The sequence below is a fragment of the Geopseudomonas sagittaria genome, from assembly GCF_900115715.1.
GTDB lineage: Bacteria > Pseudomonadota > Gammaproteobacteria > Pseudomonadales > Pseudomonadaceae > Geopseudomonas > Geopseudomonas sagittaria.
On sequence record NZ_FOXM01000007.1, the window covers coordinates 61,320 to 79,258 of the forward strand.

The 17,939-nt window shown below is 66.4% G+C and carries 14 protein-coding genes; 9 read left to right on the top strand and 5 right to left on the bottom strand.

From position 1 onward, the window contains the following. Positions 1-147: 147 nt before the first annotated feature. Positions 148-1,005, bottom strand: a complete 858-nt coding sequence (locus BM297_RS10450; RefSeq protein WP_092431032.1) for a sulfurtransferase — start codon at positions 1,003-1,005, stop codon at positions 148-150. A 137-nt stretch (positions 1,006-1,142) separates the two neighbouring features. Here BM297_RS10450 and rnd point away from each other — a divergent pair, with 137 nt between their 5' ends. The 5 genes from rnd to BM297_RS10475 all read left to right on the top strand — a co-directional run bounded on the left by rnd (position 1,143) and on the right by BM297_RS10475 (position 6,189). Then, the gene (rnd, locus tag BM297_RS10455; RefSeq protein ID WP_245768249.1) at positions 1,143-2,261 is read left to right on the top strand and encodes a ribonuclease D; all 1,119 of its coding nucleotides are present in this window, start codon (positions 1,143-1,145) and stop codon (positions 2,259-2,261) included. Positions 2,262-2,269: 8 nt separating this feature from the next. Then, positions 2,270-2,563, top strand: coding sequence for a YcgL domain-containing protein (locus BM297_RS10460; RefSeq protein ID WP_092431040.1), 294 nt, complete (start codon positions 2,270-2,272; stop codon positions 2,561-2,563). Positions 2,564-2,674: 111 nt separating this feature from the next. Beyond that, positions 2,675-3,124 (top strand): YcgN family cysteine cluster protein, encoded by a 450-nt coding sequence (locus BM297_RS10465; protein WP_092431042.1) that lies wholly within the window; start codon positions 2,675-2,677, stop codon positions 3,122-3,124. Between the two features lie 49 nt (positions 3,125-3,173). Then, the gene (locus tag BM297_RS10470) at positions 3,174-4,397 is read left to right on the top strand and encodes a M61 metallopeptidase family protein (RefSeq protein WP_092431044.1); all 1,224 of its coding nucleotides are present in this window, start codon (positions 3,174-3,176) and stop codon (positions 4,395-4,397) included. A gap of 388 nt (positions 4,398-4,785) precedes the next feature. Then, a complete protein-coding gene (locus tag BM297_RS10475; protein ID WP_092431045.1) occupies positions 4,786-6,189 on the top strand; it encodes an APC family permease in 1,404 nt (467 codons plus the stop codon). 52 nt (positions 6,190-6,241) lie between these two features. On the opposite strand, the gene BM297_RS10480 is transcribed toward BM297_RS10475, so the two are convergent. Then, positions 6,242-8,275 carry a S9 family peptidase gene (locus BM297_RS10480; protein WP_092431047.1) on the bottom strand — a complete coding sequence of 678 codons (2,034 nt, stop codon included), beginning with the start codon at positions 8,273-8,275 and terminating at the stop codon, positions 6,242-6,244. An 85-nt stretch (positions 8,276-8,360) separates the two neighbouring features. Here BM297_RS10480 and BM297_RS10485 point away from each other — a divergent pair, with 85 nt between their 5' ends. Together BM297_RS10485 and BM297_RS10490 are read left to right on the top strand one after the other, a co-directional pair. Beyond that, on the top strand, positions 8,361-8,789 hold the full coding sequence (locus BM297_RS10485) for an MFS transporter (RefSeq protein WP_092431048.1): 429 nt from the start codon (positions 8,361-8,363) through the stop codon (positions 8,787-8,789). A gap of 49 nt (positions 8,790-8,838) precedes the next feature. Continuing rightward, complete coding sequence (locus tag BM297_RS10490; protein ID WP_092431051.1) at positions 8,839-9,618, top strand: class II glutamine amidotransferase; 780 nt, start codon at positions 8,839-8,841, stop codon at positions 9,616-9,618. Positions 9,619-9,724: 106 nt separating this feature from the next. On the opposite strand, the gene BM297_RS10495 is transcribed toward BM297_RS10490, so the two are convergent. The 3 genes from BM297_RS10495 to cysK all read right to left on the bottom strand — a co-directional run bounded on the left by BM297_RS10495 (position 9,725) and on the right by cysK (position 13,014). Further along, positions 9,725-9,931 carry a cold-shock protein gene (locus BM297_RS10495; RefSeq protein ID WP_090214396.1) on the bottom strand — a complete coding sequence of 69 codons (207 nt, stop codon included), beginning with the start codon at positions 9,929-9,931 and terminating at the stop codon, positions 9,725-9,727. 218 nt (positions 9,932-10,149) lie between these two features. Beyond that, a complete protein-coding gene (aceK, locus tag BM297_RS10500) occupies positions 10,150-11,880 on the bottom strand; it encodes a bifunctional isocitrate dehydrogenase kinase/phosphatase (RefSeq protein ID WP_092431053.1) in 1,731 nt (576 codons plus the stop codon). 159 nt (positions 11,881-12,039) lie between these two features. Continuing rightward, on the bottom strand, positions 12,040-13,014 hold the full coding sequence (gene cysK, locus BM297_RS10505) for a cysteine synthase A (RefSeq protein ID WP_092431055.1): 975 nt from the start codon (positions 13,012-13,014) through the stop codon (positions 12,040-12,042). A 162-nt stretch (positions 13,015-13,176) separates the two neighbouring features. On the opposite strand from cysK, the gene BM297_RS10510 reads away from it, so the two are divergent. Then, positions 13,177-14,022, top strand: coding sequence for an AAA family ATPase (locus BM297_RS10510; protein WP_092431057.1), 846 nt, complete (start codon positions 13,177-13,179; stop codon positions 14,020-14,022). A 67-nt stretch (positions 14,023-14,089) separates the two neighbouring features. Further along, positions 14,090-17,905 (top strand): response regulator, encoded by a 3,816-nt coding sequence (locus tag BM297_RS10515; protein ID WP_139231049.1) that lies wholly within the window; start codon positions 14,090-14,092, stop codon positions 17,903-17,905. Positions 17,906-17,939 lie beyond the last annotated feature (34 nt).

Here is a 17,939-nt window from a genome sequence, read left to right on the forward strand (position 1 = left end):
AGGACGTCGCCGGAGGCGGCACACCAGGATGGTGGATAGGGAAAAAAAGAGCGGCGGGGCAACCCGCCCTTTTTTTTGTCTGCGTTTTTTGTACCGCCCGGCGTGACGGGGCGGTATCTCGCCGGGGCGCTCCGATTGACTTGCGCCTCAGCTTTTCTCGCACACCACCGGGCGCTGCGGATCGGTAATCCATTCGCTCCACGAGCCGGCGTACAGGCGGCCCAGCGGGTAGCCCGCCAGGCACAGGGCGAACAGGTTGTGGCAGGCCGTCACCCCTGAACCGCAGTAGGCGACCAGCTGCTCCTGCGGGCGTGCGCCGAGCAGTTCGGCAAAGCGCTGGCGCAAGACCGCGGCGGGCAGGAAACGGCCGTCGTTGCCCAGGTTGTCGATGAAGGCCGCGCACTGCGCGCCGGGAATGTGTCCGGCCACCGGGTCGATCGGCTCGACTTCGCCACGAAAGCGCGGCAACCCGCGGGCATCCAGCAGGGTCAGGTCCGGTTCGGCCAGACGCTGCAGCAGGGCGCCGGCCTCGAGCACCAGGCTGCTGTCCGGCGTCCCCGCGAAACTGCCCGGGGCCGGTTGCGGCGTCTGCACATCCAGCGGCAGTCCGGCCGCCTGCCAGGCCGTCAGGCCGCCATCCAGCAGGTAGATGCCTTCGCGCTTGCCCAGCCACAGCAGCAGCCACCAGGCACGGGCGGCAAAGGCGCCCGCACCGTCGTCATACAGCACGATTTCGCTGTCGTTGCTCACGCCCCAGTCGCGCAGGCGCTGGCACAGCTGCTGCGGGTCCGGCAACGGGTGGCGGCCGGTTCTGCCCGGCTGCACCGGGGCGGACAGATCGCGCTCCAGGTCGGCAAAGCAGGCGCCGGGCAGATGGCCGGCGGCATGGGCACGCTGGCCATAGCGCGGGTCTTCCAGGGCAAAGCGACAATCGAGAATCGTCAGGCCGGGCTGACCCAGGCGCTGTGCCAGGTCTTGCGGGCTGATCAGGCGGGCGAGCGACATCCGGAGTACCTCCGTGCGGGAACTGGCGGGCGCGGCAAGGCCCGCGGATGACACAGCTTAACGCGCGCCGAGAGCGCTGCGCAGACCCGGTTGGCAGGGTGTTCAGGCTATACTGCGACTTTTTGCAGGAGAGCCCCGTGCCCGCTATCGATATCCGCTGGATCCTGGACGACGCGACCCTTGCCGCCTGCTGCAGCGCCTGGCGCGAGCGGCCTTTCGTTGCCCTGGATACCGAGTTCATGCGGGTCGACACCTTCTATCCGATCGCGGCGCTGCTGCAGGTCGGCGACGGCGAGGCGGTGTGGCTGATCGATCCGTTGCAGATTGGCGACTGGTCTCCCTTCGCCGCACTGCTGGACGATCCGGCCGTGGTCAAGGTGCTGCACTCCTGCAGCGAGGATCTGGAAGTGTTCCGGCGCCTGACCGGCAGCCTGCCGCAACCGCTGTTCGACACCCAGATCGCCGCCGGTTACCTGAACATCGGCTTCTCCATGGGCTACTCGCGATTGGTCAAGGAGTTGCTGGGCATCGAGTTGCCGAAGGACGAAACCCGTTCCGACTGGCTGCAGCGCCCGCTGAGCGAGATGCAGGTGCGCTACGCCGCCGAGGATGTGCAGCACCTGTGCGAGGTCTATCACGAGCTGGATCGGCGTCTGTCCGCCGACAAGCGCGCCTGGCTGCTGGAGGATGGTGCCGAGCTGGTTGCCGCCCAGTACGAGGTGCACGACCCGCAGGACGCCTGGCGCGAGGTCAAGCAGGCCTGGCGCCTCAATGGTCAGCAGCTGGCCGTGCTGCGCGCACTCTGTACCTGGCGCGAGGAGCAGGCCCGCCAGCGCGATCAGCCACGCAACCGCATCCTGCGCGAGCGCTCTCTGTGGCCGCTGGCGCGCACCCAGCCGCGTGATAGCGTCAGCCTGGCGCGCATCGAGGACATGCATCCGCGCACCGTGCGCCAGGATGGCGAGACGCTGCTGCGGCTGATCGCCGAGGCCGCGGCCCTGCCGGCCGAGCAGTGGCCGCAGCCGTTGCCCGAGCCGCTGCCGCTGGAGGCCTCGGCGCTGTTGAAGAAGCTGCGTGTCGTCGGTCAGCGCGAGGGCGAGCGACTGCAGATCGTGCCCGAGCTGATGCTGCGCAAGAAGGTGCTCGAAGCCCTGCTGAAAACCGGCTATCCCTCCGGTCCCTACACCCTGCCGGACTCCCTGCGCGGCTGGCGCCGCGCGCTGATGGGCCAGGCACTGCTCGACACCCTGGCTTGAGGTTGATGATGAAACTGATCTGCTCCGTCTACAGAAGCCCGCGCAAGCGCGAGATGTACCTGTATGTCGACAAGCGCGAGGCCCTCAAGCGTGTGCCGGAAGGCCTGCTCGGTGCCTTCGGTGCGCCGCAGCACGTGTTCGACATGCTGCTCACCCCCGAGCGCAAGCTGGCCCGCGAAGACGCGGTCAAGGTGCTCGAGAACATCGACAGGCAGGGCTACCACCTGCAGATGCCGCCGCCGGAGGACGACTACATCGAGCACCTGCCGGACGAGCTGCTGCGCCGCAACGATCCGGTGTGAACTGTTGAGCTGCCTCCCGGACAGCTGGGCAGAGCGGTCACCGGTCGCTCCTGCACTTGGCCGTGCGGGGGCGGATCGCTAGACTGCCGCACCCCTGTACCGAGACCCGCCATGGCCGCCAAGACCGAACCCTTCTGGAAGCGCAAGCCCCTCGAGCAACTCGACCCGGACGAATGGGAGTCGCTGTGCGACGGCTGCGGGCTGTGCTGCCTGCAGAAGCTCGAGGATGAGGATGATGGCGGCGTCTACTACACGCGCATCGCTTGCAAGTTGCTCGACCTGCAGACCTGCCGCTGCAGCGACTACGCCGAACGCAAGCAGCATGTGCCCGACTGCATCCAGCTCACCCCGGCCGATGCCGGCGAGTTCCGCTGGCTGCCGCCGACCTGCGCCTATCGCCTGGTGGCCGAGGGCAAGGACCTGCTGCCCTGGCATCACCTGGTCTGCGGCGACACGCAGGCGGTCCACCACGCGCGCATCTCCCAAGCCGGGCGCATGCTGGCCGAAGCCAGCGTCGCCGAGGAAAATTGGGAAGACCATCTGATTTTCCGCGCCGGCTGAACCTGTCGGGGCTGGATGGATCCAACCCCGCAGCAAAGGAGAACTTGCCATGTTTGAACGCTTCAGGCGGCCGTTGGCCGTGTTGTTGCTGGGATTGTCTGCGCCGCTCGCGGCGGCGCAGCGGGTCGATCTCGACTATCAGGTGCGCTTCCTGCCCGAAAGCGATCAGGCCGAAGTCACCCTCACCCTGGAGCGCGGCCAGGTGCTGAAGTCTCTGGACTTCAGTCTTGGCGACAAGGGCTACTACAGCGATTTCCAGGCCCAGGGCGAGTGGCAGCAGACCAGCCCGGAGCGTGGCGTCTGGCGCCCGCAGGATGGCAAGGCGCAGCTGAGCTACCGGGTGAAGATCAGTCATCCGCGCGCCAACGGCCGCTTCGATGCGCGCATGACGCCGGACTGGGCGTTGCTGCGCGGCGATGATCTGGTGCCGGCGGCGAAGATCAACATGGAGTCGGGCGTCGAGCTGGTCAGCCGTCTGCAGTTCGAGCTGCCGGAGGGCTGGCAGGGGGTCGAGACGGGCTGGCCACGGATCGGCAAGCACCGCTTCCGCATCGACAATCCCGAGCGCCACTTCGACCGTCCGACCGGCTGGATCCTGGCCGGCAAGCTCGGCACGCGCCGCGCCACCCTGGGCAAGACCGAGGTGACCGTGGCTGCGCCGGTGGGCGAGGGCGTGCGACGCATGGATATCCTTACCCTGCTGACCTTCGTCTGGCCGCACGCCCAGGCGGTATTCCCTCGCGAGCCGGGCAAGCTGCTGATCGTCGGCGCCGGCGATCCGATGTGGCGCGGCGGTCTGTCTGCGCCCAACTCGCTGTACATGCATCGCGACCGTCCGCTGGTCAGCGAGAATGGCACCAGCTCGCTGGTGCATGAGCTGGTCCATGTGTTCAGCCGGATCAGCGACACCGACCGCAGCGACTGGATCACCGAGGGCCTGGCCGAGTTCTACGCCATCGAGCTGATGCGCCGCGCCGGTGGCATGAGCGACGACCGTTACCAGAAGGTCCGCGCGCAGTTGACCCGCTGGAGCCGCAAGGTCACCTCGCTGCGTGGCGAGCAGTCCACCGGGCCGATCACCGCACGGGCGGTGCTGCTGCTGCAGGATCTCGATGCCGAAATCCGCAAGGCCAGCGCGGGCCAACGCTCGCTGGATGACGTGACCCGCGGCCTGATGCGCCTGAGCAAGGCCAGCACCGGGGACTTCGTGCAGATCAGCGAGAACGTGCTCGGCGGCAAGTCGCAGGTGCTGGATACCCGTCTGCTGCGCTGAGTCGCGTCGCCTTTCACTGTATCTGTTGCCGATTCCAAACAGGCTCCGCGCGAAAGCGCGGGGCCTTTTGGCTTTTGCGGGGCCTGCTGTCTGTTTTGTCGCACAGGGTTGCAGTTGGGTGATCCGTTGTTGTGCAAAATATTCTCCAAGTGCACTCGGATATTGCACAGGGCGTCACTGTCGGTAACAGTCGATTTGACGTCGCTGGCTTCTTGAAGTGGCTGTTTTTACAGGTTTTCTGGCTGGGCTCCTGCGGGCGCGCCGGTCTTGACGGGGTTGAGGTGCTGTATCGTTTTATTTAACGGCTCTGTGCTGAATGTGGAACGCTTTGTGCTTTTGGTTGGATGATCAAAAAAAACAACGCCTTCCGATGGAGATCGTTAACCCGATGAGCAATCAATCTTCCGCTACCAGTTTTGCCCGTGTCCTCGGGCGCAAGGAGGTCCTGGCCCTGTCGTTCGGCGCGATGATCGGCTGGGGCTGGATCGTCCTGACCGGCAGCTGGATCCAGTCCGCCGGCAGTCTGGGCTCGATCCTCGCCTTCCTCGTTGGCGGTCTCGCCATCGTGCTGATCGGCCTGACCTACGCCGAACTGGCGGCCGCCATGCCGCAGTCCGGGGGGGAGCACGTCTACAGCTACCGGGCTCTCGGCCACTTCGCCTCCTTCGTGTGTACCTGGGCCATCGTGCTGGGTTACGTATCGGTGGTGGCCTTCGAGGCGGTGGCCCTGCCTACCGTGATCGACAACCTGATTCCGGGCTATCAGGTCGGCTACCTGTGGACGGTAGCCGGCTGGGACGTGATGGCCTCCTGGGTGGCGGTCGGCATGCTCGGCTCGATCATGATGACGGCGGTCAACTACTTCGGCGTGCAGACCGCCTCGCTGATCCAGAAGGTGGTGACGGTGCTGATCCTCGCGGTCGGCGTGATGTTCATCACCGGCGCGCTGTTCGAGGGCGAGACCGGCAACATGGACCCGCTGCTGGTCGGCGGCAGCGCCGGGGTGCTCACGGTGCTGATGATGGTGCCGTTCATGTTCGTCGGCTTCGACGTGATCCCCCAGGCGGCCGAGGAGGTCAACCTGCCGCCGCGCGAGATCGGCAAGATGCTGATCTTCTCCGTGCTGATGGCCGTGGCCTTCTACGCGCTGATCATCCTCGGCGTCAGCCTGGCGATCCCGGCCGGTGCCATCAGCGCCGACGTGCTGACCGTGCCGCAGGCGATGGGGACCATTTATGGTGCGCCCTGGGCCGCCAAGCTGATGATCATGGCCGGTGTCGCCGGTATCGTCACCAGCTGGAACGCCTTCTACATCGGTGGCAGCCGGGCGATCTATGCGCTCGCGCACGCCGGCATGCTGCCGGCCTTCCTGGCCAAGCTGCACCCGCGCTACAAGACCCCGACCAACGCCATCCTGCTGATCGGCATGCTCAGCACCGCCGCACCGCTGCTGGGGCGCAAGGCGCTGGTGTGGTTCGTCGATGCCGGCAGCCTGGCCATCGTCATCGCCTACCTGTTCGTCGCCCTGTCGTTCGTGGTGCTGCGTGTGCGCGAGCCGGGCATGCCGCGTCCGTTCAAGGTACGTGCCGGCATGCTGGTCGGCGTGGTGTCGGTGCTGTTGAGTCTGGCCATGGCGGCCATGTACATGCCGTTCAGTCCGTCGGCGCTGGTGCCGGTGGAATGGGCGCTGTTCGTCGCCTGGATGGTCATCGGCCTGGGCCTGTATGCCTACTCGCGGCGCCGCTACGGCGTGGCGCACAGCCAGCAGGTGATGGCGCGCGAGCTGTCCTGAGCGGGCGCGTGTCGATCGAGAAGGGGCGCCCGCGGGCGCCCCTTTTGGGTTTTCAGACCAGGCCCAGCACCTTGAGCAGGAAGGCGTATTCCAGCGCCGCATCCTTGAGCGCCTGGTAGCGCCCGCTCATCCCACCGTGGCCGGCGCCCAGCTCGGTCTTGAGCAGCAGCAGGTGGTCGTCGGTCTTGCTGGCGCGCAGCTTGGCCACCCACTTGGCCGCCTCCCAGTACTGCACGCGGCTGTCGTTGTAGCCGGCCACGGCGAGGATCGCCGGATAGGCCTGGGCGGCGACGTTCTCGTAGGGCGCATAGGCCTTGATCCGCTCGTACGCTTCAGGCTCGTTCGGGTCGCCCCACTCATCGTACTCGGTCACCGTCAGCGGCAGCTCGGGGTTCTGCATGGTGTTGAGGATGTCGACGAAGGGCACCTCGGCGATCGCCGCGGCGAACAGTTCGGGGCGCTGGTTGAGCACCGCACCGATCAGCAGGCCGCCGGCGCTGCCGCCGCTGATCGCCAGCTGTGCCGGCGTGGTGTAGCCGTCGGCGATCAGCTTTTCCGCGCAGGCGATGAAGTCGCCGAAGGTGTTCGGCTTGTGCTCCAGCTTGCCGGCCCGGTACCAGGCTTCGCCCAGCTCGCCGCCGCCGCGCACATGGGCGATGGCGAACAGGAAGCCGCGCTCCAACAGGCTCAGGCGCGCGTGGGAGAACCAGGGGTCGAGGCTTTCGCCGTAGGCGCCGTAGCCGTACAGATACAGCGGGGCGGGTTGGGCGAAGCTATCGCGGCGGCCGACCAGGCTGATCGGCACCTGGGTGCCGTCCGCCGCGCTGGCCCAGACGCGGCGGCTCTCGTAGGCGTCCGCGTCGAACGGACCTTCCACCGGGGTCTGCTTGAGGATGGTCTGCGCGCCGCTGGCCAGTTCCAGCTGGCGGATCTGCGCCGGGCGGTTGAGCGCCTCGTAGCGCAGGCGGATCACCGGGCTGTCGAATTCCAGGTCGTCGTAGACGTCCAGGCTGTAGGTGGCATCCGGCAGCTGGACGCGGTAGGGCGCTGCGCCCAGGGGTAGCACCTCGATCACCGGCAGCCCGTTGTCGCGCAGTTCGAGGGTGATGGCGCCGCTGTTGAGGGTGACGCCCTCGAGCATCAGCTCGGCGCGGTGTGCCACCCGTTCCCGCCAGTGGCTGCGGGTCGGCGTGGCCTCGTCGGTCTGGTAGAGGGCGAAGTTGATACCGACCTGGTTGCTGCGGATCAGCCAGCCCCACTGGCCGTCGACCTGGCCGTGGTCGGGGTAGTACTCGTGGCCTTCCTCGCGGGGCGCCAGGCAGCGGAACTCGCCCTGCGGCTGCTCGGCGTCCAGCACCCAGGCCTCGCTGGTGGTCTTGCTGGCCAGCAGCAGGATCAGCTGGCGCTCGGAGCTGGAGCGGTGGCAGTTGAGGAAGAAGCGGCCGTCCTGTTCCTCGAACACCAGTTCGGCATCCGCCTCGCCCAGGCGATGGCGATACAGCTTGTGCGGGCGATGGGTATCGTCCAGCTCGCCGAAGAACAGCGTGCGGCTGTCGTTGGCCCAGGTCATGCTGCCGTCGCAGTCGGCGAAGGGCAGGGCGGTGACGGCGCCGCTGCCCAGCTCCTTGACGTACAGGGTGTAGATCTCGTCGCCTTCGCTATCCAGGCTGTAGGCCAGGCGGCTGTGGTCGGGGCTGATGCTGAAGGCGCCGAGGTCCAGATAGCCGTCGCCGGCCAGCACGTTGGGGTCGAGCAGCAACTCCTCGCCGGCCGGGTCGATGCCTAGCGAACCGTCGGCCGGACGCGGGCAGCGGTAATGGCGTGGGTATTCCTCGCCCGCCGTGGTGCGCTGGTAGTACAGCCATGGACCCCAGGGGCTCGGCAGCGACAGGTCGGTTTCGCGGATGCGCGCGCGGATTTCCTTGAACAGCTGCTCGCGCAGTTCCCCCTGGTCGGCGAGTTGCTGTTCCAACCAGGCGTTCTCGGCCTGCAGGTACTCGAGGACCTCGGCGCTGTCGCGCTGCTCCAGCCAGGCATAGGGATCGGCGCCAGCCTGGCGGCGGGCGAGGGGCGGGGTGAGGGGCATCGACTGACTCCAGCCGCAGCTGACGCGCGGCTCCAGGGAAAAGCCGCTATCATAAGCGCCCTTATTCCGCTGCTGCCATGCACCGATGACTGAACAAGATTATCTCCTCGCCTGGGTCGTCTATGCCGTTGCTGCGCTGGCCTGCCTGCTGGTCGGTTTCCGGATCACCGGCTGGATGTGGCGCGGCCTGCGCGAACCCCTGCGGGTGGTGATGGCCGTGCTGCTGTTCACCCCGACCCTGGTCGACCCGGTGCGCGACCTGCATGCGCCGGCGATCGCCATCACCGCGCTCGATCTGCTGTTCAAGACCGGCGGCAACCTGTGGCGGGCGGTCACCGACCTGGCCACCTTCGGCATGGCGGCCTTTGCCCTGTATTTCCTCTTCGTCGCCATCCGCTGGCCGCTGCAGCGGCGCAGCCGGGCGCGTCGCGCAGCGGCCGAAGCCGCGCGCGAGCCGACCATGAGCGAGCTGCTCGAGCAGCCTGCCGGCGGGCGCGCCGAGCCGCGTCTGTAATTCCCATGCCTGCGCCGCCGCGCAGGTGGGCGTCGCAAGGAGCTGTCGTATGTGCGAATTGCTGGGCATGAGCGCCAACGTGCCGACCGACATCGTCTTCAGCTTCACCGGGCTGATGCAGCGCGGCGGGCGTACCGGGCCGCACCGCGACGGCTGGGGCATCGGCTTCTACGAGGGGCGCGGACTGCGCCTGTTCCAGGACCCGCAGGCGAGCAGCGAGTCGGAGGTGGCGCGTCTGGTGCAGCGCTATCCGATCAAGAGCGAAGTGGTGATCGGCCATATCCGTCAGGCCAACGTCGGCCGGGTCGGCCTGGCCAATACCCATCCCTTCGTGCGCGAATTGTGGGGGCGCAACTGGTGCTTCGCCCACAACGGCCAGCTGGCGGGTCTGCAGCCGCTGGCGAACTTCTATCGGCCGGTGGGCGATACCGATAGCGAGGCGGCCTTCTGCGATCTGCTCAACCGTGTGCGCCGCGCCTTCCCCGAGCCGGTGGCGGTCGAGCAACTGCTGCCGACCCTGGTGGAGGCCTGCGCCGGCTATCGTCGTCTCGGCGTGTTCAATGCCCTGCTCAGCGACGGCGACTGGCTGTTCAGCTTCTGCTCGACCAGGCTGGCGCATATCACCCGTCGTGCCCCCTTCGGGCCGGCGCAGCTTAAGGATGCCGATCTGGCGGTGGACTTCCACGCCGAAACCACGCCGAACGACGTGGTGACGGTGATCGCCACCGATCCGCTGACCGCCAACGAGGCCTGGGCGCTGTATCAGCCGGGGCAGTGGGTGCTGTGGCGGCGTGGCGAGAGGGTCGCCGAGGGGCGGGTCGACGACTGAGTCGGCCGCGGTCGCGGCAGGGTGGTCGTGACGATTCGGCAAATTGCAGGCATAAAAAAACCCGGCTCGAGAGCCGGGTTTTTTCTAACAGTCAGGTCAGCAGCGATTAGCCGATGATCTGAATGTTGGAAGCTTGCTTGCCCTTCGGACCGGTGGTCACTTCGAAGGACACTTTCTGGTTTTCGGCCAGGGTCTTGAAGCCCTGAGCGCGAATTTCAGAGAAGTGGGCGAACAGGTCGTCACCACCGTCGTCCGGCTTGATGAAACCGAAGCCTTTGGTGTCGTTGAACCACTTAACAGTGCCAGTTGCCATTTCGTGTAATTCCTAGGTGTTGATTTGGAGCTGAACCGGAGTTCATGGGTGTGGAATCAAGATATCGAGAATGACGAACTGACGTACTGAATCAGTGCGTTCACAGCTAACGTATTCCGCCTTGACCAACGCCCTCACTTTGCCCGTTCCGCTCCGGCATGGCAAACAATTTTTTGCCGTGCCATGAAAAATCCCTTCCAGCCCAGACGGGGCGCGGTTCAGGGGCTGTTTGGCGGGCTCTCCGGGCGGCGATAGGGGAATACATCGATCACCTTGCCGGCGCGGATTGCCGCCTGCAGTCCCTGCCAGTAGGCGGCCTGGTAGAGGTCGCCGTGCAACTCGGCGAACAGTCGGCGCTGCGCCTTGTCGGCAAACAGGAAGGTGGGGAATTCCTCGGGAAACACGTCGTTGGGTGCCACCGAATACCAGGGCTCCAGCGACATCTCGTCTTCGGGATAACGTGGCGGCGGAATACGCCGGAAGTTCACCTCAGTCAGATAGCTGATCTCGTCATAGTCGTAGAACACCACGCGCCCATGACGGGTGACGCCGAAGTTCTTCAACAGCATGTCGCCGGGGAAGATGTTGGCGGCGGCCAGCTGCTTGATTGCCATGCCGTAGTCGTACAGCACCTCGCGGGTCTGCGCCTCGCTGGCGGTTTCCAGGTAGATGTTCAGCGGGATCATGCGCCGCTCGGTCCAGCAGTGGCGGATGCGTACCATGTCACCTTCCACCACCACGGTGGAGGGGGCCACTTCCAGCAGCTCCGCCAGGCATTCGGGGTCGAACTTGCTGCGCGGGAAGCGGAAGTCGGCGAACTCTTGGGTGTCGGCCATGCGTCCGACGCGGTCGACACTCTTCACCAGCCGGTAGCGGTCGATCACCGTGTTGCGGTCGACGGTCTTCGATGGCGAGAAGCGGTCCTTGATGATTTTGAACACGGTGTTGAAGCCGGGCAGGGTGAATACGCTCATCACCATGCCGCGCACCCCGGGGGCCATGACGAAGCGGTCGTCGCTGCCGGCCAGGTGGTTGAGCAGGGCGCGGAAGAACTCCGACTTGCCGTGCTTGTAGAAGCCGATCGAGGTGTACAGCTCGGCGATGTGCTTGCCCGGCATGATGCGCCGCAGGAAGGCGACGAACTCGGCCGGAATCGCGATGTCGGCCATGAAGTACGAGCGGGTGAAGGAGAAGATGATCGACACCTCGGCCTCGTCGGTGATGATGGTGTCGATCTGGATGCCCTTGCCCTCCACGTTGATCAGCGGGATCACCAGCGGCCAGCGCTCGTCGCGGGTATGCAGGCGGCCGACCAGGTAAGCGCCCTTGTTGCGATACAGCACCGGGTTGACGAGTTCGAGAGTCAGTTGCGGGTCCTTGCACACCCAGTCGGGCAGGCTGTTGCGCAGCACCTGCGCGAGCTTGTCGAGGTCGCGTTCGAGATCGTCGTAGGCAACGTCGAAGGAGTAGTCGCGGAAGATCTGCTCCAGCGTGCCGCGCAGCTTGCCCTGCGGCGCGTAGCTGCGCACCTGCGGCAGCAGCGGCTGCGAGCGCAGTGCCGGTCGGGTGGTGTGGACGAACATGTTGCCGTCGTTGATGCAGTCGTGGCTGAACAGGCTGCAGAAGATCGAGTTGTACCAGGTCTCCGCCAGCTCGTCGTCGAAGCGCGGGTCGATCAGGCTGATGTAGGCGCTCTTGATCAGCGGCCAGTTCTGCACGTCGAGCAGCTGCTCGCCGGCAAAGCGCAGGCGCAGGCGCTCGACCACCTCGTTGACCTTTTCCTCGTAGAGATTGATCCGCTGTGCCGAGGCCTGCTGGGCCTCCTGCCACTGCGCCTGTTCGAAGCGCGCACGGGCGCCATCGGTGATGCGGCGAAAGCCGTCGCGGTAGTCGTCGAAGCCTTGCAGGATGCTCTGGGCGATTTCGGCAGCAAGCCATTGCTGGGGCATGGCGGAGTCTCTCGGCGGACGGTCAGGTCTGCGAGCTTAGCCAGCGGCCGGGGGGAGGAACAGCCTGCAATGGTACTGCTCGGCAGGCAAAACGTCGGAGTAGCGGGCGTGCCTGGCGGGCGTCGAGCCGCCGGCGTTGGCCGGCAGCTCGACGGGGGCTTACTGCTGCAGCTCCTGCTCGCCGAACAGGCCGTCGAACAGCATGGAGGACAGGTAGCGCTCGCCGGAGTCGGGGAGGATCACCACGATGGTCTTGCCCTGCATCGCCGGCTCGTTGGCGATGCGCACCGCGGCGGCCATGGCGGCGCCGCAGGAGATGCCGCAGAGGATGCCTTCCTCGCGCATCAGGCGCAGGGCCATCTCTTTCGCCTCGTCGTCGCTGACCGTCTCGACGCGATCGACGATCGACAGGTCGAGGTTCTTCGGCACGAAGCCGGCGCCGATGCCCTGGATCTTGTGCGGGCTGGGCTTGACCTCGGCGCCGGCCAGGGTCTGGCTGATCACCGGCGAGCCGACCGGCTCCACCGCCACCGAGAGGATCGGCTTGCCCATGGTCTTCTTGATGTAGCGCGACACGCCGGTGATGGTGCCGCCGGTGCCGACGCCGGCGACCAGCACGTCGATGGCGCCGTCGGTGTCGGTCCAGATCTCAGGGCCAGTGGTCTGCTCGTGGATCGCCGGGTTGGCCGGGTTCTCGAACTGCTGCAGCAGCAGGTACTGGTCCGGATTGGCGGCGGCCAGTTCGCTGGCCTTGTCGATGGCGCCCTTCATGCCCTTGGCCGGCTCGGTCAGCACCAGTTCGGCGCCGAGCGCCTTGAGCACCTTGCGGCGCTCCAGGCTCATCGAGGCGGGCATGGTCAGGATCAGCTTGTAGCCCTTGGCGGCGGCGACGAAGGCCAGGCCGATGCCGGTGTTGCCGGAGGTCGGCTCGACGATGGTCATGCCCGGCTTGAGGCGGCCGCTTTCCTCGGCGTCCCAGATCATGCTGGCGCCGATCCGGCACTTGACCGAGTAGGCCGGGTTGCGCCCCTCGTTCTTGGCCAGGATGGTCACGCCCGGCGGGCCCAGGCGGTTGATACGGATCAGCGGCGTATTGCCGATGGCTTGCGCGTTGTCTGCGTAGATGCGGCTCATGTCGGGCTTTCTCCTCCGATGAAAAGCGAAACCGCATCAGCCTATGCCGTCGGCGCCGGAGCGTCCAGCGCCGGCGTTCCCAGCCCGCGGGCCGGCACGCTATAGTCGGCCATTCGCCGCCGGAACGGCCGGCCATGCATGTCTGCGCAAGGATTGACTCCGATGAAGTTCGAAGGCACCGCCTCCTACGTCGCCACCGACGACCTCAAGCTGGCGGTCAACGCCGCCATCAGCCTGCAGCGTCCGCTGCTGGTCAAGGGCGAGCCGGGCACCGGCAAGACCCTGCTCGCCGAGCAACTGGCCGAGGCGCTGGGTACCCGGCTGATCACCTGGCACATCAAGTCGACCACCAAGGCCCATCAGGGGCTCTACGAGTACGACGCGGTGAGCCGCCTGCGCGACTCGCAGCTGGGCGTCGACAAGGTCCACGACGTGCGCAACTACATCCGCAAGGGCAAGCTGTGGGAGGCCTTCGAGGCCGGCGAGCGGGTGGTGCTGCTGATCGACGAGATCGACAAGGCCGACATCGAGTTCCCCAACGACCTGCTGCAGGAACTCGACCGCATGGAGTTCTTCGTCTACGAGACCGGCGAGACCATCAAGGCGGTGCAGCGCCCGATCATCCTGATCACCTCCAACAACGAGAAGGAGCTGCCGGACGCTTTCCTGCGCCGCTGCTTCTTCCACTACATCGCCTTCCCCGACCGCGCCACCCTGCAGCGGATCGTCGACGTGCACTTCCCGAGCATCCGCCAGGAGCTGGTGCAGGAGGCGCTGGAGATCTTCTTCGACATCCGCAAGCTGCCGGGGCTGAAGAAGAAGCCGTCCACCTCCGAGCTGGTCGACTGGCTCAAGCTGCTGATGGCCGACCAGATCGGCGAGGCGCTGCTGCGCGAACGCGATCCGACCAAGGCCATTCCGCCGCTGGCCGGCGCGCTGGTGAAGAACGAGCAGGACGTGCAGTTGCTCGAGCGTCTGGCGTTCATGAGCCGGCGCGCCGGGCGCTGAACGTCAGCCGAGCCCGCTTGACTGGCGAGTCTGCCAGCCATTTTCCCAGGATCGGGAGTCTACATTCGTGAAACTTGGCAATTTCAGCAACAGGATCACCTACCTGGTGGTGGGGCTGCTCTGTCTGGCCTGCATCAGCGTACTGCTGACCGCTCAGCTGGCCATCGAGCGCCGCGACACGGTGAGAGCCCGGCATCAAGCCAGCGACGCGCTCCATCACCTGCAGCTGGGTGCCCAGGTGCTGACCCTGGCCGCGGGCAACTTCGTGGTCGGCGGGGATCCGCGCTTCCAGCGCGAGTTCATTGCCGAGCGGGACCAGGTCCGTTCGCGGGAGATGGCCGTCGAACAATTCCTCGCCCTGGGGCTGGGCGAGCGGTACAACGCGCTGATGCGGGAGGCCATGCGGCGTGCCGATGACCTGCTCGCCCTGCAGCTGGGAGCACTCGCCTTTGCCAACACTGGCGATCGCCAGCAGGCCATCGAGTTGCTGTTCGGCGCCGAGTACGAGCCGGTCAGGGCGGCGGTCAGCGAGCCCCTGCAGCAGCTGGATGCGCGGGTTCACCAGCACTACCAGGCGCGCATCGAGGTGCTCGATCGCCAGGTCAACCAGGCCATGATTTCCGCGCAGGTATTGATGCTGGTCAGCCTGCTGCTGGTGGTGGTAGTGCTGCGCCGGTTCTACCATCGCCGCGTCCTGCTGCCCCTGATCGCGCTGACCGACAAGACCCGCAAGCTGCTGGCCGGCCGGCGTGATCTGCATTATCCGCATGCCGAGGAGCAGTCGGAAATCGGCGATCTCAGCCGCACCCTGCGCAGCTACCAGGACACCCTGTGCGAGCTGGATGCCCAGCGCGAACAGAGCCTCCAGGCCGAGGCCTGGTACCGGCAGATCATCGAGTTCTCGCCGGACGGCATGCTGATCGTCGACCCGGCCGGTCGGATCCTGATCGCCAACCCCAAGGCCCACGAGCTGTTTGGTTATGCGCCGGGCGAGCTGATCGGCACTAGCGTCGACGAGCTGGTGCCGCCGGATATCCGCCCGCGTCATGCGCAGATGCGCGCCCGCTTCATGGGCGAGGACGGCAGCAGGCCCATGGGCAGCATGCGTGGTGACTTCCGCGGGGTGGACCGCCACGGGCGCGTGTTCCCGGTCGAACTCGGCCTGACCCGTCTGCCACCGCTGGCCGGACGTACCCCCTGTGCCTGCGCGACGCTGCGCGATCTCAGTGAACGCAAGCAGTTCGAGCAGGCCATCGCCGATCAGCTGGAGTTCCAGCGCGTGCTGCTCGATACCCTGCCGTACCCGGTGTTCTTCAAGGATGCCGAGGGGCACTACCTGGGCTTCAATCAGGCCTTCCGGGATGCCTTCCAGGTCAGCAACGAGGAACTGATCGGCAAGACCGTGCAGCAGTTCATCCAGCTGCCGGCCGAGGATCGCCCCCGCTACCAGCAGGCCAACGAGCGCATCCTCCGCGAGGGCGGGAGCTTCTCTGCGGAAATGTGCATCCCCCTCGCCACTGGCGGCATGCACCCGGTCATCTACAACCTGTCCAGCTACAACAGCAGCGATGGTCGGGTGGCGGGGCTGGTTGGCTCTCTGATCGACATCTCGGCGCAGAAGGCGGCCGAGCAGGCGCAGGCCGAGGCCAAGGCCCTGGCCGAGGAGGCGACGCGCCTCAAGTCGGACTTCCTGGCCAACATGAGCCACGAAATCCGCACGCCGATGAACGTGATCATGGGCATGGCGCACCTGGCCCTGGAACATGACCCGGACAAGCGTCAGCGCAATTACCTGGAGAAGATCCACGCGGCCGCGCAGAATCTGCTCGGCATCATCAACGACATCCTCGACTTCTCCAAGATCGAGGCCGGCAAGATGCATTTCGAGGAGATCGAGTTCTTCCTCGAGGACGTGCTCGGCAGCCTGGCCGACCAGGCCATGGTCAAGGTCCAGGAAAAGGGCCTGGAGTTGCTGTTCGACATCGAGACCGATGTGCCCACCGGATTGCTCGGCGATCCGCTGCGCCTCGGGCAGGTGCTGAGCAATCTGCTGAGCAATGCGATCAAGTTCACCGAGCGGGGCGAGATCACCATCGTCGTGCGCAAGGAGCAGGAGAGCGAGGCCGGCAGCTGGCTGCGTTTCGAAGTCAGGGACACGGGGATCGGCCTCAGCGAGGAACAGCGCGGCAAGCTGTTCCAGGCCTTCATGCAGGCCGACTCCTCCACCTCGCGCCGCTACGGCGGTACCGGGCTGGGCCTGACCATCTGCAAGCGTCTGGTCGATCTGTGCGGTGGCGAGATCGGCGTGGATTCCCGGCCGGGTAGCGGCAGCACCTTCTATTTCCGCATGCCGTTTCGCCTGCAGGCGGAGCAGCGTGAACTGCTGATCGACGGCGACGACATCCTCGGCATGCCGATCCTGGTGGTCGATGACAATGCCAGTGCCCGGGAAATCTTCCACAGCATGCTCAGCTCGCTGAAGTTCGAGGTGGCCACCGCCCGCGACGCGGCCGATGCCATTGGCCAGCTGGAGCAGGCCTATCTCGCCGGGCGGCCGTACCGCCTGGTGATCATGGACTGGATGATGCCGGGCATGGATGGTGTCGAGGCCATTCGCCTCATCCGCAGTGACCGGCGGATCGGCGAAACGCCATTCTTCGCCATGGTCACCGCCTACAGTCGCGACGAACTGCTGGAGCGCCTCGGCAATACCCGCGTCGAGGCGGTGCTGGTCAAGCCGGTCACCCCCTCGACCCTGCTCGACAGCATCCTCAATACCTTTGGCAAGGCCGTGGTCACCCGGCCGCGCAAGGTGGAGCTGCAGACCGAGTACCTCGAGGCGCAGAAGGCGCTGCGCGGAGCCAGCCTGCTGCTGGTCGAGGACAACCTGGTCAACCAGGAAATGGCCATGGAGATTCTCGGCCGTGCCGGCATTCGCGTGCAGGTCGCCAACAATGGGCTCGAAGCCCTGGCGAGGCTCGCCGAGCACACCTACGACGGCGTGCTGATGGATTGCCAGATGCCGGTGATGGACGGCTTCGAGGCGACCCGGCGGATTCGCCGGCAGGCGGCCCATGCCGCGCTGCCGGTGCTGGCGATGACCGCCAACGCGATGGCCGGAGACAAGGAGAAATGCCTGGCTGCCGGCATGAACGACCACATCGCCAAGCCCATCGACGTGACCCAGCTGTTCATCACCCTGCACCGCTGGGTCAAGGTCGAACATGCGGCGGCGGACGCTGTACCGCGGGTGGTCGACGAAGAGGCTGCCCTGCCGGCGATTGCCGGTCTGCAGCTGGACGCTGCCTTGCAGCGCCTGGGCGGTAATACCTCGCTGTTGCGCAAGCTGCTCGCGCGCTTCTGCGAAACCCAGGCTGACGCCGTGGCGCGGATCGGCCAGGCGTTGCAGGCCGGCGAACAGGAAAACGCGGTACGCATCGCGCATACCCTCAAGGGGCTGGCGGGCAATATCGGTGCCCAGGCCGTGCAGCGCAGTGCCGGCGAGCTGGAAGCGCAGTTGCGCCAGCAACGCGAGGCGCCAGCCGAGCCGCTGCTGGCGAACCTCGAGCTGGAGTTGCAGGCACTGCTCGGGCGCATCGCCCCGTTGCTGGCCAAGCCCGCTGCGGCTGCCAGGGAGGCGGTGGCCGGGGCGATCGATCGGGCCGCCCTTGACGACGGCTTGCAGCGCCTGGCCGAACTGCTGCGCGACGACGATGGCGAGGCCGGCGCCTGTCTGGCCGGGCTGCTCGAGCCCCTGGCCAGCCTGGGGCTGCAGGATCTGGCGGCACAGCTGCAGCGGCTGATCGGGCGCTACGAGTTCGACGAGGCGCTGGAGTTGCTGCAGAACGAGCCGGCGCTGGCTGGTGCCGGAGCAGGCGCGTAGTCTCTGTCAGCAGGACGAACTCTTAAGGAAGCGA